Here is a 16,431-nt window from a genome sequence, read left to right on the forward strand (position 1 = left end):
ATTAATAATAAATATCCTATTCAGATAAGGGAAATACCCAAACCAACGAAGCTAGTGGCTTTAGATCAAGACTAAAACGGCCAATACTTTCCTCAACTTTTAATACCTGTTGTTGAATGCCTTCAATATGTTCATCTAACAAGTAACTGTCATCAGCGATTGTGAGCGTTTGTATAACATCACTTGGAACGGTTAAGTGAATATTCTCGGTGACATGTTGGCTGAAATTCGCAGCAACTATTGTCAACTCTTGGTTGTCATAGCGCAGAAATGCGTAGACTGAATCACTTAAGTTACAGCACTGGTGTAAGTCTTGGTAATCACCTGTTATCGATGAGTGCTCTAGCGAAAAGTTCATTACCTTTTGATAGAAGTGACGCAGCTGCTTTTCGTTTTCGTCTAATAGCCCGCCATCGAATGCGCCGTGGTTCATCCACTTTTGGTGTTGTGGGACTCCGATGTAGTCAAATATGGAAGTTCGTGAGGGCTGTCCAAAGCCTGCATTCTCCGCGCCCGGTTCTCCGACTTCTTGCCCAAAGTAGATCATGGTTGGAGAACTGCTCAATAACGCGCTGACGAGCATTGCTGGTTTCGCGATATTCGGATTGCCTACAAACTCTGGTGAGGCGATTCGTTGCTCGTCATGGTTATCCAAAAAATGCAGCATATGATGTTCAATGTCGTGCATTTGATGTTGGATTTCAGGGATGATTGCCGTTGAAGCCTTGCCTTGCATGATGGCTTTGAGGCCGTCGTACAGATCTACTTTGTCATAGAGGTAGTCCATTTTGCCTAAGTGGATATAGTCGCGATATAAGTCCGGTTGGTACACCTCAGCCATTAAAAAGGCATCTTGGTTTTTCATCTTTATAGATGAATTAAGGTAGCTCCAAAATTCGACTGGAACCATCTCAGCCATATCGTAGCGAAACCCATCAACACCTTTATTCAACCAAAACAAGGCGATATCTCGGAATTTAGCCCAAGAGTTAGGCACATAAACAGATTCCCAGAAACGGAAATGATCCATGTAATTGCGTTGAGCATAGTCACTCGGTAGTTCAGGGAAGTCTTTTGAACCGTCTGGTCGCATGCCATAATTGATTTTCACCGTTTCATACCAATCATCGAAACTAGGCTTGGCTAAACGTGAGCCGTTACCTGTCCATTTGGCGGGCGTCTCTATAAACGGGGAGTTTAGGTTGGGATGCTGTTCACCACCTAGCGGCGTAAAAGCGGGCTCTATGTCTGGCAATTCAAAGGTGCTGTTGGGAATGTAGTAGAAGTTATTGTCTTTGTGGTATTCCAGCGTTGTGTCATCTTGAGCGCCGAAGTCACTGACACCTTCTGGGTTGTTTAAGCCTTTATAATGACGCGCAACGTGATTCGGTACGATATCGATAATCACTTTTAAACCATTGTCGTGACTTCTTTTGATGAGTGCCTCGAACTCTTCCAAACGGCGATCAGGATTCTCAGCGAGGTCTGGATTGACTGAGTAGTAATCTTTTACCGCATAAGGTGATCCTGCACGGCCTTTTACCACGCTCGGGTGATCGTCTGAAATCCCGATGTGTTTGTAATCATTGATGATGGCGTGATGTGGCACTCCGGTGTACCAAATATGAGTCATACCGAGTTTGCGGATTTCAGACAGCGCTTTGTCGGTAAAATCACTGAACTTACCGACGCCATTTTGCTCGATTGTGCCCCATGGAACATGTTGGGTGTTTTTATTGCCAAATAAACGCGTAAAAACTTGGTAGATGGCGTACTTTTGGTTGTACATATTTATAATTCCTTTAACTTCCATCATGTTATGTAGGGATGAAAGGGCTTGTTTATTCTTTGCAGGCTAACCGAATTACAATATGCCTTGCTCATCCTTATCAAAATCTACAGGGCGTAATTGCTACAGTATGTGAGCTGTTGCTCAAAAGGAGTCATGTTGTCTTCATCTATTCAAATCGTTATCACCTATTTGGTTCTGGTGGCGGTGTCTGTGTTGTTTGCGGAAAGTTCTAAAGCGCTGTTGGTGTGGTATTTGGTTATCGGTTTCGTGACGTTTTTTGTGTACGCGAAGGACAAGCGAGCAGCGATCAATGGCAATTGGCGTGTGCCAGAGAAAACACTGCATATTTTTTCTGTTGCTGGTGGCTGGCTAGGGGCGTTGATTGCTCAAGATAAGCTGCGTCATAAAACGCAGAAGCAGCCGTTCAGAGCCATATATTGGGTGACAGTGGCAGTGAATGTTGCGGCGTTTGTGTGGACGTTAACGCCGAGCGGGCAGACGATGTTTGGTCGTTGGCTTAGTGAACTTGTGGGTTATTTATAAAGAGAATAACGGTTAGCACAGGAGTACCAACCGTTAAAATACAGAAGTTATTCGACTAGAGCATCGGAATGGTCGATGCTAGAAGCAAGCCAGCCATACCGTAGTTGAAGCTTTTAATGCGGACTGGTGTTGTTAACCAGTGTTGTAGTTGCTTGCCTGCTGCCGTCCAGAAGGTCACAGAAGGCAAGTTGGCTAGCGTGAAGATACCTGCGATGATTGCAAGCTCCCACCATGAACTGCCGCTGCTATAAACTGAAATCGCAGTCAGCGCCATTGACCAACCTTTAGGGTTCACCCACTGAAAACTGGCAGCGCCGAGGAAGGTCATTGGTTTAAAAGCTTCAGTACTTTTCGCTTTGCCGCTCAATGCTATCTTGATTGCAAGGTACACGAGGTAAGCAAGGCTCAGGTATTTCAGTATTTGGTGAGTAACTGGGTACGCGTTGAAAATGCCCATTAAACCGAAGCCAACCAGCAGCAACATGGCTGCAAACCCTAGAGCAATGCCAAGCATGTGTGGAATAGTACGGGCAAAGCCAACATTTGCTCCTGATGTCATGAGCATGATGTTATTTGGACCTGGTGTGAAGGTCGAGACAAACGCAAACAAGGCAAGTGCGCTAAGTTGTTCTAAAGGCATTATGGTTCTCCAGCAGTAAAATGAACGAAGTGACTGACCGGTCATGACTTTCACGTGTTGAGAAACATAGTAGGTGGAAAGTGAGGCAATTATGTGCTTTTATTTCCTCAATTATCACTTAATGCACAATAATAAGTACTTATGGATAGATTTGACGAAAGGATATTGCAAGAGCTTAAATTGGACGGCAGAATCTCCAATATTGAGCTTTCTGAACGAATTGGTTTGTCGGCTTCAGCGACCTTAAGGCGAGTACAAGATCTCGAGCGTAAAGGGATCATTCAAGGTTACCGTGCAGTTCTGGATAATGGCCTGATGGGCGTTGGCTTTATTGCTTACGTTTCGATTGGTTTATCGAGCCACAGCAAAGCGGCTCAACTAGAGTTTGAACAGCATGTCAGTATGGAAAAAGAGGTGGTGGAGTGCCACAACATTACCGGTGCCAACGAGTACTTGCTAAGGGTAGAAACCAAAGATCTACCGGGCTATAAGAAGTTTCATGCCGATGTGCTTGGGGAATGTGCTCAGGTGCAATCTATTACGACTATGGTTGTGATGGATACCCCTAAAGACGAACGCTAGTCGAGTTTTATTTCAGGAGAGGCGCAGTGCCAAATACCAATCAGTTGTTATTGTTCTTAGATGTGGTTCAACAAGGGTCGTTTACCAAAGCGGCAACCTTGCACGATATGGACAACTCATCACTCTCTAAACAGATCAAAAAGCTCGAGCAAGATTTAGGTGTTCAGCTGCTTAACCGCTCTACACGCTCGTTTTCGTTGACGTCGGCCGGGGAAGATATTCTCGCACAAACCTATGTGCTGAAAGACACTATCAATCAGATCCAAGGAATTGCAGATTCATACCAGTCTGAACCCAAAGGTGTGCTACGAATTACTTCACCGATCTATTTTGGGCAGCAATATTTGCAACCTATCATCACTCAGTTCATGAGAAAGTACCCAGATGTTCAGATCGTACTTTCACTAGACGATAAGATCGCCAATATCATTGCAGGGCAGTTTGATATCGCGTTTCGCTTCAGTAAGCTTGTTGAATCGAATTTGATTGCGAAGAAGATTGCCGACAGTAATTTCATGTTGGTCGCGTCAAACGATTTTGTGAAGCAGCACGGTGAACCGAAAACGCCACAAGATCTACTCGCTCTACCTGCGGTGATTTATACCAATGGTGATATGACGGTCGACCATCTGCGCATTAGTGAAGAGCCGGGAGGTAATACCTTCCAGAGCCTAACGATTCGTGGCAACTATAAGGTGAGTGATGTTCGTACTATGGTGTCTTGTGTGAAAGATGGTCTAGGTTATGGCTTCCTTGATCAATCAAACCTGTATGCCTCAATGAAAGAACTTGGCTTGGTCACTTTACTGCCGGATTATCCGATCTCTACGATTGATACCGCAATCTACGCTGTCTATCCGCACCGTAAGCAAACCAAACTAGTCAAAGAATTCATCACTACGGTTCAAGACTATATTGGCTCTCCGACCATTTGGGAAAAGATGCAGCAAGATTAGCTGAATCTCTAATCGTTCAAACATAAAAAAGGAGTCAGAACGTCGAACGATCTGGCTCCTTTTTATTCCTCCGGCTATCACTGATTTACAATGTAAAGCTTAGCTATAGCTGGCGTGAACGGCTCATATTCACTAATACCTATTAATGCTCATGAATCACTTCTTTACCACTCGGATAAGCTTTTGAACCCAGTACATTACCATCAACTTCTTTGCCATAGTAACCTTGGTGATTGTGGTAGCGCTTAGCATTGCTAGCAACATCACCCTTGTATCGAGGATCTTGTGGGCGTTCATGACTATTCACAAATGCAGCCACATCCCATGCATCTTGAATCGAAAGTTGCTGGCTCTTTCCAAGCGGCATGTTTTCATAGATGAAATAGGCAGCGGTGTTCACCCGGTGCATACCCGCGCCCCAGTTATACGCGTTTTCGCCCCACAATGGTGGAAAGTATGAACGTCCGTCAGCCCCTTTAATACCTTCACCATTTTGACCATGACAGGTTTGGCAGTTGGTTTGGTAAACCTTTTCACCACGCGCTATCGATGGCTCTTGTTCAGGATTATCAATCTTAGGATAGCCACGCCCTACCAACTTACTGCGGCCATCGATTGGGTATTTGCTTAACAGCTCTTCAGGGAGAGGGAAGCTTTCCGCTTTACCACCGACTTGTAAGTCGGCATCGCTAATCTCAGGAACGGGTGTATCTTGCATGCCGTTCTTGTCTAAGATGCCGCCCATCGCCAGCCAGTATGAATACGCCGTTAGTGCGACCATCTCTTTTGAACCCTCAGCCGGTGGCAGACCATTCATTGAGTAGGTGAAGCAACCTTGGATACGTTCTGCGTAGCTGTTTACCTTGTCATTCTTAGAACGATACGCAGGGTAGGCCATGTACGCACCCCAAAGAGGTGCTGCGTTAGGCTTCATGCCCGCTTGCATGTGGCAGTTGACACAGTTTTGTTCATTGCCGACGAACGTACCACGCATCTGTTGTGAATCGACAAACAGGGAATAGCCCAGTTTTACTTTGTCACCAAATTCCCCATCAGGAATATCTACCAAGTCGCGTGGCACCAGATATTTATTATCTTGTGGTTTTTCAACGGCGGGCAGTTCGGTTTGGCGATCGGGCAACTCACCTTCGGCATAAGCGATTCCAGAGGCAAGGGTTGCGGTAATTAGAAGTAATGTTTTCATGCGAGCCCTTTAGTATCGGAAAGATGCGAAATAGTAAGAGAGGTTTTTGATCTCATCGTCGGTCAACTTGCCGGCGATATTGCCCATCATGTTTAAATCATCACCCTTACGAGTGCCGTTTTTCCAAGCATTGAGCTGAGTCTGAATGTAGTCGGCATGCTGGCTTGCTAGGCGCGGGAATTTGTCTACGCCCATACCGCTTGGCCCATGACAGGTTGCACAGGCTGGAATGTTTCTATCCCAATCGCCTTGGAATACAAGTTTACGATAGGGGTTATCGATATCAGCCTGTGAGCCGCGCTGCTCTAAATCGGTAAATTCGTATGAAGGTAGTGATGCAAAGTATTCTGCGACCTCACGACGAACTGCGGGATCAGATACACCGTCAGCCATTCCCTTCATGATCGCGCTTTGACGCTCACCACTTGAGAACAGAACCAGTTGATGTTCTAGATAGTCAGCATTGAGCCCTGCAAGCATAGGGGCAATGTTGGGCATGCCTTTACCGTCGGCTTGATGGCAGCCACTACAAGTTTCTGCGGCTTCTGGCATTGGATTGGGTGCTGCTTGTGCAAAAGCGGATAAAGAAAGGCTTCCTAGAGCAGCGATGCAAAGCGTTACAGTTTGAGTTTTAATTGTCAGCTTAGTCATGAGGCGTCGCTATTGGTTGTAATGCACGCATTTTCGACATAATTGGTTGTTCGCGCTATTGTGGATTTCCACATTAATTCACTTGGAACTTGAGGTGAGTCTCACATTAATAACCTCAGTTACCATAATGGTATTGATGTGAACTTCTATAGGTTGATCCAACTGCCGTTTATGAAATGCAAGGGAACTGCCATGTTCGCCTCGGTATAACTGCTTGTTAAGGCTCTTTTATGGCACCGATTGTATAAGCATAGCTGCTTTATGGATGCGGGCTAAAAAAGTTGTGGTGAAATGAAGATTACCTAATGGTTTTGGGTTGATTACTCTATCTAGAGCGGATGCTTTATGTAGATTGGGTACTTTATGTAGATTGGACGTTTATCCAAATAGGGTGCTTTTCTAGATCAAGGGGACGAAAAAACAGGGTAACCTCGAATGACGAAGTTGCCCTGTTGTGTTCTCATCTGCAAATCAGATAAGGAAGAGTTTTGATCAGTGATTAAGTTATAGCTTGCTGAGTTTAAGCTAGACCTTGTAGATCTTAGCCGGAAGCGCTTGTCTGGCTGCTGCTCCTACAACCCAATCTAACATGACGCCTTTGCCTTCTCTCGTCGGGTCAATCAAGCCTATATCATTGATGTTAACGCCATCGTTCGACTTCATCTTCACTGGTTGTTGTGCGTCACCAATCCAGTGTGCGCGTTCACCGAGCTCTTTGTGTCCAAAGCCGTGTTCAAAGCCTAATGTGCCTTGTTTGATGCCATCAATCACCATCGCCAACGCGTGTGTGGTTGAACTCGGTGTTTCAATGGCAAATACGTCGCCTGTTTTGATACCAGAAGAAGAGGCGTCTTGCGGGTGAATGTAAACTGGGTTCACTCCTTTGATCGACTCTAAGCGTGGTGATAAGTTAGACACCGCACTGTGAATGTTGGATTTAAAGTTGGTTAGGGTGAACGGCCACTCTTTTGCTGGGAACTGCTCTGCTAGTGGCGTTCCGTCCGCGAGTTTTTGTGGATACCATGTAGGGCAACCCATGTACTGTTCGCCACTGATGGTGTTGCGAGAGGTCCCCAGCTTCTCATTCCAGATAGCCAAAGGTTTGGTCCATTTGTACTTCATGGTTTCATTGGTGTAGGCATTGGTTGCGTCTTCAAAACGACCGCCACGCGCAAAAATGTACGCTACTTTGAGCATCTCTTCAGGCTTGAGCGTTTTGTTCATCACAGGCACTAGGCGCTCAAGACCAGACCAAACAATATCTTCCGCATCCACATTCGGCACGCCACCTTTTACGAACGCTAAGTTAGCAGCCGAGCGCAGGTAGAAGTCTTCAGCGCTATGAATACCGTGCCAGTTACCTTGATTGTCTTTGATTACGTTGTCGCCGAAGCCACCTAACCCCAGTGTTTTCGCCAGATCAATAAAGAAGTTCTCTAGGTTAATGGCGCGCCCGTCTTGAGTGCGTGAGGTTTTAGGCTCAACAATCGGCCAGCGAGCGGTGATCGCTTTGGTCGCGACGCCATGCCACGGGGTTGCCATGCCCCAGCTTTCGTAGGTCACCGTGTCTGGCACTAGGTAATCCGATAACGCTGTGGTCTCATTGATGAAGGCATCGATAGAGATGATCAAGCCAAGCTGTTTTGGATCCTTAAGCTTTTCACCCAACAAGTTATCTAACCCCGGAACACCATAAAGTGGGTTCGCCATGTGGTTGATCCATGCCTTTGCACGGTAAGGGTAACCGTCAATCGCAGCTGATAAGTGCTCAGTTAAAAGCGGAGCTGATATTGGGTACCACGGCGCGCGGGTCGGGTAAGGTGACTCGCCTGCGGCAACGCGACGTTTGTATTCGCTAGTTTTTTGATACGGGAACTTGCTGCGGGACAAGAATACACCTTGAGGCTTAGTCTTACCTTTAAACTTGGTAAAGTCGTAACGTGGACCAGCAACCGAAGTCGGGTAGCCGCCCGCTTTCGCCATCGCACCGCCTTTCGCGTTGATGTTACCGATCAGCGCGTTCAGCATCAGAATAGAGAACGAGTTGTAGAAGCCGTTGGTGTGCATGTTTCCACCGTGAGTATCCACGACTGCTTTTGTACCGTAACTGGTGAAGCGTTTTGCCAGTGCAATAATCTGGTCTTGTGGGATCTCACACTGCTCACTGTAGTAAGCAAGGTCGTATTTGAAGGCTTCTTCTTTCAATCTTTGCAGAGAAGATTTAACGCGAACAGTCTGACCATCGATTTCTACATCTTGATCGACGAACAGAGCCGCTTCATTCACCTGAATATGCGATGATAATAGTGAAGTTGTCACATTGAGTGCGATGAATCCGTCATCGTCAGACATCGGTTCGCCTGTTTCTAGCAACCCTATATCCGATGCACGAAGCATACGCCCATTTTGTGGGTGCGACTCGTCACTGATCACAAGGTGAGATGCATTACACCAGTGTGTGGTGCCTGCTTTTTGCATCGCTTGTGCGCTTGGGCGAGACAAGAAGTCGTGATTGTATCGTTGGTTTTCGATGATCCATTGGATCATGCCAAGAACTAATGCTGAATCGGTGCCCGGTTTGATCGGTAGCCAGTTATTGCGATCGCCCGCCGCAAGGCTTGACGATCCTGCCGGAAGGCTTGGTGTCACTATGGTGTAGCTGAGTTTTCCGTTGGTACGAGCCTCAGCCAATTGTCTTGCTTGACGCTTGAACGGGTTACCCGCTTGAGCCGGAGACATACCGATGAAAAGAATGAACTCTGCGTTGTTGAAATCTGGTTTTAAGTGCGAGAACTTGTCTAGATCGTTCATGATCGCACCTGAACCCGCACGGAACGCGTAACCACAGTAAGAGCCGTGGTGACCAAAGTTGCGTGTGCCGTAGCTGTTAAATGCAAAGCGCTTCAAGATGTCGTCACGGCCTTCATTACCGGCATTGGTCACAAGCAGTTGGTTGGCTTTTGGTCCGTATTCAGGGTTGTTTGGATCGAGTGGTGTTTCGATGTCACGAATCGATCGTAAGCCCTCAACTTTACCTTCACCGAATAAGTCACCACCCTCGGTGATCTCAGAGATAAGTTGTTCGTAGCTGATCGGCTCCCACTTGCCTTCACCTCGTTTACCAACACGTTTTAACGGTTGAGTGATTCGGTATGGGCTGTTTTGAATCTCCAACATGCCGTTACCACGGGCACAGGCTGTCGAGCGGTTATTGATGCCTGACTCACCAGACAAGCCAATGTAGGCGTCTTTTACCGGTGTTTTGAACGGGATCTGCTGATCACTTGATAGTGGGTGATACGGATTACCTGAGATACGCAAGATCTCGTCATTGCGATTATCGATACGTACACGCAAGCCACACAGTGTCCAGCAACCAAAACACATTGATGGTGCAACGCGTTGGTTTGGATTCGGCGAGATCTTACCTTGCTCATCAACACTGTATTCCGTCTCTAGCGAATTACCGTGATGGATGTGGTTGGTTTTCTTACCCGCGGTGCCATCGATAGCACCGTGAACCATGTGTTTTGTGGTTGTCGCATAACCTGCAGCAAAAGCTCCAGCACCACCGGCAGCAAGGCCTGTTTTCAAAAATTGACGACGTTTGTTATCCATGATGATTCCTCAGACTACAAGCTATGTGAGCGGTTAAGTGGTGAAGGTGTATTTTGGTTTGGCTTCGATGTTGTCTTTGGTGCAGAACCAGTTGTTCGTGTAGAACCAGTAGACACGATCTCAGAGGCGAACAACGCAAGTGCTAACCAAAGACCACACATACCAACAATGCCGAGTAATCCTGCGCTACCCATCGGCAGTTCATAAGGGAATGGGCCAACATCGAAACGTGGAATGGTTTGAACTTCCATCATGGTGACCCAACGTACCGCCCATGCAGAAACTATGGTCGCAAGCGCAACACAGATAATTCCTAGCTTACTTTGCGATAGGCGTTGCAGTGGTAGAACCAAGATCATGCACAGCAAAATGCTGGTGGTCATGATGCCTAAATTGATGGCCCAAGCGTCATTCTCATACAGGCTGAAGTGACCATGGTTAGATGCCCAAATCGACGTGAAAATGATGGCAAGGCCACCCGTTAAGGTAATGGTTCTTTGTATCAGAGCTAGGTCTGTTGGTTTTAAGCTTGGCTTGCTTGAAGGCAGAAGAGCCCAAATCAACAGCGTTAAACCCGTTGCAGCAAAGAATGCGGTCGTGAACCAAAGTAGTGGAGAAGCCGGTTGATGCCAAAGCGGTCGGCTCGCCAAAATCGCAATCTCTGCGCCTGTATAAAGCGCGATGCTTAGGCCCGAAATAGCCGTCACAGCAGCGAGTGCAATCATCAGCTTTGATGATATTTGCCATTTACCTAGCGTCAGCCAAGACAAACGTTTTAGAAGTGGGTTTTCACTCTCTTTGAGCTGTGCGATGTCATCACGCAGGTAAACCCAAGCAGTCGCAACAGCCAGACCAGAAAACAAAGGTAGAAACAGAGAGCCCAATGACATCCATGACCAAGGTGTGATGTGAGCATAGAAGTGCCACGCACGTCCGGGTTGATGCAAGTCACCAGTAAGTGCTAATGGCCCAACAATCGCGCCGATGGCCATCACAAGCACAAGGGCAGAACGAAATTGGTGGCTGGTTGAGTTCTTGAATATCAGTGCAATCAAAAACAGAATAGCGGCCGCGTAAGCCGAACCAATGTAGAAGAAATATTGAACCGCCCACGGTAGCCAAGCGATCTCTTGAGCGGGAACTAACACCTCAGTGATATTCATGCTGTCTCTCCTTGTTTGCCTTGTGTCGCGATTGCCAATTCTTGTTTGCTAGAGGATGAGTTATCGATGGCGGCTGGATCATAAATCGCAGGTTGGCCTTCAATGTGGCTAACGAATCGCTCATTCATGCCGATATAGAAAACATGTGGGTTGGTATTCTGCTCTGGCTTAAGCACCTTGATGTCGTCTTGGTTTTCATTGAGCAGACGGTTGATCTCGCTGTTTGGATCTTTAAGGTCGCCAATGACACGCGCGCCACCGACACAGGTTTCTACACAAGCAGGCAGTAAGCCGTCTTCAAGGCGGTGTGCACAGAAGGTGCATTTGTCTGCGGTAAGGGTGTCGTTATTAATGAAACGAGCATCGTAAGGACAAGCTTGAACACAGTAAGCACAGGCTACGCAGCGTTCGTTGTCGACCATGACAATACCGTCTTCGCGTTGGAAGGTCGCTTGAACTGGACAAACCTTGATGCAGGGAGCGTTGTCACAGTGATTACAGAGACGAGGTAACATGAAAGATTTCACGTCTTGTTGAGCAGTCGAACCATCATCAAGGGAGACTTCATACTGTTTTACGGTGGTTCTGAATTGGCCAATTGGTGCTTGGTTTTCAACGCTGCAGCCAACAGTGCATGCCTGACAGCCAACGCACTTACGCAAATCAATCGCCATGGCGTAGCGTTTACCTACTTCGCCCTTGCGGTCAGGCTGGTTGTTATTGCGAATGGCTGTGCTGGCGACTGCGGTGTTGATTCCGGCAATGGGAATGAGCGCAGCGCCGGCGGAAACTTTACCGAATTGGCTGAGAAACCGTCTTTTCAATGAGTCCATAGAGGTACCTATAAATGGGTATTCGATCTGTTAGGCTCATTGTCAGTTTTTGACCGTTCACGAGGTATTGTGGATTTCCACATACCCAGATCAAAGTTGATCTAGAACAAATGTGGTTTTACCAATCTAGCTGTTATGCTTTGTTTAAAGGCTCTATTTAACGTGTCGTCAATGCGTTATTCGAGTGTGAACATGCCATCAGTGTGGAGAAAGAGATTTTAGTGACAGTCCGAAACCTAATATCAATCGTTAGCCTTTGTTGGTTGAGTCTAACTGCAGGAATCTGTTTAGCCGCTCAAGCGGAGCAAGAGATTACAACATCAAACACTGTTGAGTCGGAACAGGTGATTGAGGTCGGTGTGCTGGCTATTCGAGGCAAGCTTTCCGCGCAGCAGCGTTGGCAGCCGACGATGGATTGGTTGTCGGAGCGCATTCCCGGCAAACACTTTGTTCTCAAGCCTTTCAACTTAGAAGAGATGGCGGAAGCTGTGAAAGATGTCACGGTCGATTTTGTTGTCACCAATCCCGGCCAAGCAGTGCGTTTAGGACGTCAATACGCGCTCTCTTGGATGGCGACCATGACCAGTCACAATTACGACGATCAAGGTGTGAGCAGCACGCGCAGTATCGGTTCTGCATTAGTGGTCAGAAGAATGTCACCGTATATCTCGTTTGAGCAACTTAGTGGAAAGCCGATTGCTGCTGTCTCTGAAAATGCTTTTGGTGGTTACCTCACTATGCGTTACCAAGTGATGCAACAAGGGCTTAATCCCAACCACTTTTTCTCTAACACCCAATTTTTAGGTTTCCCGATCGACGCCAGCTTGTATCAACTACGTGAAGGGCACATTGAAGCGGCTGTCGTACCAAGCTGTTTAGTTGAGAACATGATCAGTGAAGGTTTGCTGGTGGCGGGGCAATATCGAATTATCGAGAATCAAGCGCCAGAAGGATTCCGATGCCAAGTGTCTACGCCGTTGTACCCCAACTGGTCGTTCGCCAAAACAGAGCGGGCTTCTTCGGCACTGGCCAAACAGATGAGTCAGGTATTATTTGCGATGCCTAAGAGCAGCGCACCGGCCATTGCAGCGAATGCATCGGGTTGGACGTCACCGACAAGCTTGCTGGCGATCGACAAGCTATATCAACAACTCGACATGCATCCACTGCAACAACCTTGGTGGAAAGAAGCGTTAATCTGGCTCAAGTACAATCAACAGTGGGCATGGGCGTTCTTTATTCTCGTGGTGTCTCTGAATGCTTACCACTTCTGGCTAGAATACAAATTCAGTCGCAGCAAAAAGCAACTAGAAGCGACGCTTTATAAGCTGAAAAGTAAGAGTGAACAGCTAGAGCACTCACAACGAATCGCGGTAGTTGGTGAACTGGGAAGTAGCTTGGCACACGAGATTAATCAGCCTTTGGCAGCTATTCGGAATTATAGCGAAGGTGGTTTACTGCGGATTTCGAAGAACAAACCGCTGACTGACATAGAGCCTGTATTTGAGAAGATCCAGTCGCAAGTGGACCGTGCTGATGCGATCATCCAGCGCTTAAGAAACATGATCAAAAAACGCTCATCAGATAAATCTCAAACTGATATAGAAGCTCTTCTTATAGATACCATCGAGCTACTGCAATTTCGATTACAGAAACACAAGATAACCATTGAACGTTATGTCGTGGGTAAACCTATCACGCTACATGTTGACCCCGTCGGATTGCAGCAGGTGGTTGTAAATTTGATCAACAATGCGACTGATGCGTGTAATGCTCAGATGCATCGCGAACAAAGCGCTACGTCTGATATTGGTAACAAAAACAACGAACCATCGACAATTAAAGTGATTACCGAGTATCAACCGGATAAAATAATGTTGTCGATTATCGATAACGGAACGGGCTTAGATTTCACTGAACAAGAAGTGACTCAAGCCTTTGTGAGCAGCAAAGAAAATGGCTTGGGGCTTGGGCTCGCGATTTGCCAAGATGTTATTGAAGATCACAGTGGTCAAATGACGATCACGTCACTCACCCCACATGGATGTCATGTTGCGGTGACACTGCCTTTCTCTCTTTCAAATGATTCATAAGGAATCTTGTTATGTCTGAACTTCATCAAAGGCTTCCTGTCTATGTGGTTGATGACGATGAGTCGATGCGCGATTCGTTGGTGTTCTTATTAGAAGAGCATGATTTCACTGTGTCAGCTTTTGAAGATGGCCCCAGTTTTTTAGACTCAGTGGACTTGAGTGCGCCGGGTTGTGTGGTTTTAGACAGCCGAATGCCAGAGATGAGAGGGCAGCAAGTTCATGAGTTGATGGTAAAAGCGCAGAGCCCACTGTCGGTGATTTACCTGACGGGGCACGGTGATGTGCCAATGGCGGTTGAAGCCTTACAAGCCGGCGCGGTGAATTTCTTTCAAAAGCCAGTTAAAGGCAATGAGTTAGCTGAGGCGATCAAGCAAGGTTTGGACGCTTCAGAAAAGCACTTACACATGAATGTGTATCGCCAAGCGTACGCGTCGTTAACCGAGCGTGAGATAGACATCCTCAAACAAATTATCGACGGTAAGCGTAACCAGAAAATAGCCGATGAATTGTGCATTGCAATGAGAACGGTAGAAGTACACCGAGCGAGTTTAATGAAGAAATTTTCTGCTAGAACGGTTGCTGAACTGGCTTACATATACGGCCAACTGAACTAACTACAGCGACATGAAATTGCTGATAGGTATTCATCAATTTCGTTGTCGTTTTTTAAGATTATTTTGCTCAAAGGTGGTCTTCATTATCGAACTCTATTGAAGCAAGATCACACCATTTATGGAGTGCATAAGGATAGGTCTTAGTAGACTTTTTATCGCTATGTATTCCTGAGATACTGAACTAAGTTCATTTTAAGGCGGAACGTGCCAGTAACTGCACTTTTCCCTGTAATTCGAAACATAACATTCACTATGGGTAGAACACACTCTCAACGTCGAGTCTTGTATCTGCCGAGTTAGGTTAAATATTTTATGAGTACAATGGGAATCGCAATTGGTGCGACGGCTCTTTCGTTAATACTTGTCGCCGTGTGGCTGATCTCTTTATCGCTAAGAAAGCAGCGCTTGGAACAAGAACGTAAGGCTCGTGCTGTCGCTTACCGAAAAGCGATTGAAAAAGCGCGCATACAAGAGCAAAAAGAGCGTCACTTCAAAGCCGAAACCGGTCATGTACCGTCGATTCTGTATTTGGCAAAAGAAGCTGAACGTAACAAAATAAAGGAAGCTCTGTATTGGTACGACAAAGCGGCGCAACTCGATAATATCAATGGCATGTACGGCATTGTGCGCCTAAGCATGAAGCGTAAAGAAGACCTCATTTTAAGAGAGAAAGCCAACTTTTGGCAGCTAGCAATCTCTGCTTTAGACAATGACGTATCGGCGAAATTCGAGATGGGCAAAGCGCTCGTCTTTGGTCGTGGAACCGATAAGAACATCCCTAAGGGTTATACCTATATTGAAGAGTCTGCGGCTGGTGGTAATACCGAAGCGATGCTGTTTATCGGTGACTGGTGTCTAGATAAAGAGAATCCAGATTACTCGGCTGAAAGCTCTGTCGAGTGGTACCAAAAGGCCGCTGAAAAAAACAACCTAGACGGCAAGATCAAACTGGGTATGAGCTATTTGAACGGTGTTGGTGTTGAACCGAATCACGGCGAAGCGGTGTACTGGTTTGAAACTGCCGCAGAAAAGAACAGTGCAGAAGCCATGTTTAGAGCTGGCGAAGCTTGGATTGACCATGGTGAACACGGCAACGCGATTGCTTATATCTGGCTATTTTTGTCTGCTCATTTTGGCTACTCAGAAGCGAAGCATTTGCGGGATAAAGTTGGTGGTGAACTGGGTGTCGATGCCGTCGTGGGCTTACAAGCTCTGACTAAGCCGATCATGACTAAGTTGACTCAAGAAGCGATCACTAAGCATTCAATCATTAAAGCGCTCAATAAGCTCTACAAGCGCAATATACCGATCCCTAAGAAAGTGAAAGAAGCGTCTGATGAAGAAGGTGAGGAGTTAAATGTCGATGGTAGTCATTTAGAGACCAAAGCGTCGAGTGAGCAAGGTTCTAACGTCGATTACAGCCAGCAGGCGACGCCAAGCGGTGCTGCGAATCAAGGGTCACCCAGCGATCAAGCAACGCATAACAAAGAAGCAAGCCCTAACTCTCTAGACTTCAGTCAGGCAGCAGTGGATCCAAGCTGGAAAAGCAACCACTAAAACGTGTTGGTTAGCTTTGATGAGTTAGACAAGAATGACTGAAGCTATAAATCTATAAATCTATGAAGCTATAAATCTATATATCTTCTAACCGTAATCTAGAAAACCAAGACAACAAAAAAGGGAAGCGAATGCTTCCCTTTTTATTTGTGTGCTATTTGCTTTTAGAGCTTAGAGCTTAGAGC

General features: G+C 46.5%; 13 protein-coding genes. 6 read left to right on the forward strand and 7 right to left on the reverse strand.

Going from position 1 to position 16,431, the window contains the following annotated elements; genetic code table 11:
- Positions 1-16: 16 nt before the first annotated feature.
- Positions 17-1,789: an alpha-amylase family glycosyl hydrolase gene (locus tag AB4323_RS00495; RefSeq protein ID WP_372151369.1), complete on the reverse strand. Its 1,773-nt coding sequence runs from the start codon at positions 1,787-1,789 to the stop codon at positions 17-19.
- 156 nt (positions 1,790-1,945) lie between these two features.
- Here AB4323_RS00495 and AB4323_RS00500 point away from each other — a divergent pair, with 156 nt between their 5' ends.
- A complete protein-coding gene (locus AB4323_RS00500; RefSeq protein WP_017064222.1) occupies positions 1,946-2,335 on the forward strand; it encodes a DUF1294 domain-containing protein in 390 nt (129 codons plus the stop codon).
- A 55-nt stretch (positions 2,336-2,390) separates the two neighbouring features.
- Here the strand turns inward: AB4323_RS00500 and AB4323_RS00505 are convergent, their stop codons facing one another.
- Positions 2,391-2,975, reverse strand: coding sequence for a LysE family translocator (locus tag AB4323_RS00505; protein ID WP_017064223.1), 585 nt, complete (start codon positions 2,973-2,975; stop codon positions 2,391-2,393).
- A gap of 141 nt (positions 2,976-3,116) precedes the next feature.
- Here AB4323_RS00505 and AB4323_RS00510 point away from each other — a divergent pair, with 141 nt between their 5' ends.
- Both AB4323_RS00510 and AB4323_RS00515 read left to right on the forward strand, forming a co-directional pair.
- Entirely contained in the window at positions 3,117-3,557 is a 441-nt protein-coding gene (locus AB4323_RS00510) for an Lrp/AsnC family transcriptional regulator (RefSeq protein WP_009845852.1), read from the forward strand.
- Positions 3,558-3,583: 26 nt separating this feature from the next.
- Positions 3,584-4,513 (forward strand): LysR family transcriptional regulator, encoded by a 930-nt coding sequence (locus tag AB4323_RS00515; protein ID WP_017064224.1) that lies wholly within the window; start codon positions 3,584-3,586, stop codon positions 4,511-4,513.
- Positions 4,514-4,655: 142 nt separating this feature from the next.
- Here AB4323_RS00515 and AB4323_RS00520 read toward each other — a convergent pair whose 3' ends face one another.
- From AB4323_RS00520 to dsrO, 5 genes are all read right to left on the reverse strand, one after another.
- Positions 4,656-5,717, reverse strand: coding sequence for a c-type cytochrome (locus AB4323_RS00520; protein WP_372151371.1), 1,062 nt, complete (start codon positions 5,715-5,717; stop codon positions 4,656-4,658).
- 9 nt (positions 5,718-5,726) lie between these two features.
- A complete protein-coding gene (locus tag AB4323_RS00525; protein ID WP_372083007.1) occupies positions 5,727-6,368 on the reverse strand; it encodes a cytochrome c in 642 nt (213 codons plus the stop codon).
- Between the two features lie 525 nt (positions 6,369-6,893).
- Positions 6,894-9,986 carry a tetrathionate reductase subunit A gene (locus tag AB4323_RS00530; RefSeq protein WP_372151373.1) on the reverse strand — a complete coding sequence of 1,031 codons (3,093 nt, stop codon included), beginning with the start codon at positions 9,984-9,986 and terminating at the stop codon, positions 6,894-6,896.
- A gap of 14 nt (positions 9,987-10,000) precedes the next feature.
- Positions 10,001-11,149 carry an NrfD/PsrC family molybdoenzyme membrane anchor subunit gene (gene nrfD / locus AB4323_RS00535; protein WP_372151374.1) on the reverse strand — a complete coding sequence of 383 codons (1,149 nt, stop codon included), beginning with the start codon at positions 11,147-11,149 and terminating at the stop codon, positions 10,001-10,003.
- The gene (gene dsrO / locus AB4323_RS00540; RefSeq protein ID WP_017064229.1) at positions 11,146-11,982 is read right to left on the reverse strand and encodes a sulfate reduction electron transfer complex DsrMKJOP subunit DsrO; all 837 of its coding nucleotides are present in this window, start codon (positions 11,980-11,982) and stop codon (positions 11,146-11,148) included. Before dsrO ends, nrfD begins: the two co-directional genes overlap by 4 nt.
- 221 nt (positions 11,983-12,203) lie before the next feature.
- On the opposite strand from dsrO, the gene AB4323_RS00545 reads away from it, so the two are divergent.
- The 3 genes from AB4323_RS00545 to AB4323_RS00555 all read left to right on the forward strand — a co-directional run bounded on the left by AB4323_RS00545 (position 12,204) and on the right by AB4323_RS00555 (position 16,246).
- Complete coding sequence (locus tag AB4323_RS00545; protein WP_372151376.1) at positions 12,204-14,075, forward strand: PhnD/SsuA/transferrin family substrate-binding protein; 1,872 nt, start codon at positions 12,204-12,206, stop codon at positions 14,073-14,075.
- 11 nt (positions 14,076-14,086) lie between these two features.
- Entirely contained in the window at positions 14,087-14,689 is a 603-nt protein-coding gene (locus AB4323_RS00550; RefSeq protein WP_372134726.1) for a response regulator transcription factor, read from the forward strand.
- 321 nt (positions 14,690-15,010) lie between these two features.
- Positions 15,011-16,246: a tetratricopeptide repeat protein gene (locus AB4323_RS00555; protein WP_372151409.1), complete on the forward strand. Its 1,236-nt coding sequence runs from the start codon at positions 15,011-15,013 to the stop codon at positions 16,244-16,246.
- Positions 16,247-16,431 lie beyond the last annotated feature (185 nt).

The sequence above is a fragment of the Vibrio sp. 10N.261.52.C11 genome (assembly GCF_041471405.1).
GTDB lineage: Bacteria > Pseudomonadota > Gammaproteobacteria > Enterobacterales > Vibrionaceae > Vibrio > Vibrio crassostreae_C.

Excerpts from the sequence above, each read along its gene's own strand:
- AB4323_RS00495 (WP_372151369.1), bottom strand. The coding sequence starts at position 1,789 with ATGTACAACCAAAAGTACGCCATCTACCAAGTTTTTACGCGTTTATTT.
- AB4323_RS00500 (WP_017064222.1), top strand. The coding sequence starts at position 1,946 with ATGTTGTCTTCATCTATTCAAATCGTTATCACCTATTTGGTTCTGGTG.
- AB4323_RS00505 (WP_017064223.1), bottom strand. The coding sequence starts at position 2,975 with ATGCCTTTAGAACAACTTAGCGCACTTGCCTTGTTTGCGTTTGTCTCG.
- AB4323_RS00510 (WP_009845852.1), top strand. The coding sequence starts at position 3,117 with ATGGATAGATTTGACGAAAGGATATTGCAAGAGCTTAAATTGGACGGC.
- AB4323_RS00520 (WP_372151371.1), bottom strand. The coding sequence starts at position 5,717 with ATGAAAACATTACTTCTAATTACCGCAACCCTTGCCTCTGGAATCGCT.
- AB4323_RS00525 (WP_372083007.1), bottom strand. The coding sequence starts at position 6,368 with ATGACTAAGCTGACAATTAAAACTCAAACTGTAACGCTTTGCATCGCT.
- AB4323_RS00530 (WP_372151373.1), bottom strand. The coding sequence starts at position 9,986 with ATGGATAACAAACGTCGTCAATTTTTGAAAACAGGCCTTGCTGCCGGT.
- nrfD (WP_372151374.1), bottom strand. The coding sequence starts at position 11,149 with ATGAATATCACTGAGGTGTTAGTTCCCGCTCAAGAGATCGCTTGGCTA.
- dsrO (WP_017064229.1), bottom strand. The coding sequence starts at position 11,982 with ATGGACTCATTGAAAAGACGGTTTCTCAGCCAATTCGGTAAAGTTTCC.
- AB4323_RS00550 (WP_372134726.1), top strand. The coding sequence starts at position 14,087 with ATGTCTGAACTTCATCAAAGGCTTCCTGTCTATGTGGTTGATGACGAT.
- AB4323_RS00555 (WP_372151409.1), top strand. The coding sequence starts at position 15,011 with ATGGGAATCGCAATTGGTGCGACGGCTCTTTCGTTAATACTTGTCGCC.